A 575-nucleotide genomic window follows, 5' to 3' on the forward strand; every position below is an offset into this window, starting at 1 on the left:
CGTCTGGGGCGCGTTCGGACGCAAGCAGCTCCGCCGTCCCAGCCCGGCGGTCGCGGACATGCACCGGGCGGATCCCCTGTTCCTGGCGGTGCCCGCCCTGCTCGCCGTCGCGGGCCTCGCCGCCGGCCTCGCCTCCCCGCTGATGGACCGGCTGTTGACCCCGTACTCGACGACGCTGCCCGCCGGTCCGGACGGCGACTACCACCTGGCGCTGTGGCACGGGTTCGGGCAGGCGCTGTGGCTGACCGTGCTCATCGTCCTCTCCGGCGCCGGCCTCTTCCTGGCGCACCGCCGGGTCAGCCGACTGCGCTTCGAACGKTCGCTGCTCGGCAACGCGGACCGGATGTACGACGCCACCCTGCGCGGCATGGACACCCTCTCGATCCGGCTGACCGGCACCACCCAGCGCGGTTCGCTGCCGCTGACCCAGGCCAGCATCCTCGTCACCCTGGTACTGCTGCCGACCATCCTGCTGGCCGTGCACAGCGACGGCGGCGTCCGGCTGCGGCTGTGGGACTCCCCGCTGCAGCTGGCGGTCGGGCTGATGATGATCGCCGCCGCGATCACCGCGACGG

Annotated in this window: 1 pseudogene; it reads left to right on the forward strand. The window is 73.3% G+C overall.

Annotated features, from left to right (window positions below):
- Positions 1-575: pseudogene (locus AC1DYG_RS18990) on the forward strand (Na+/H+ antiporter subunit A); the annotation flags it as partial.

Source organism: Pedococcus sp. P1_H8, from assembly GCF_056405175.1.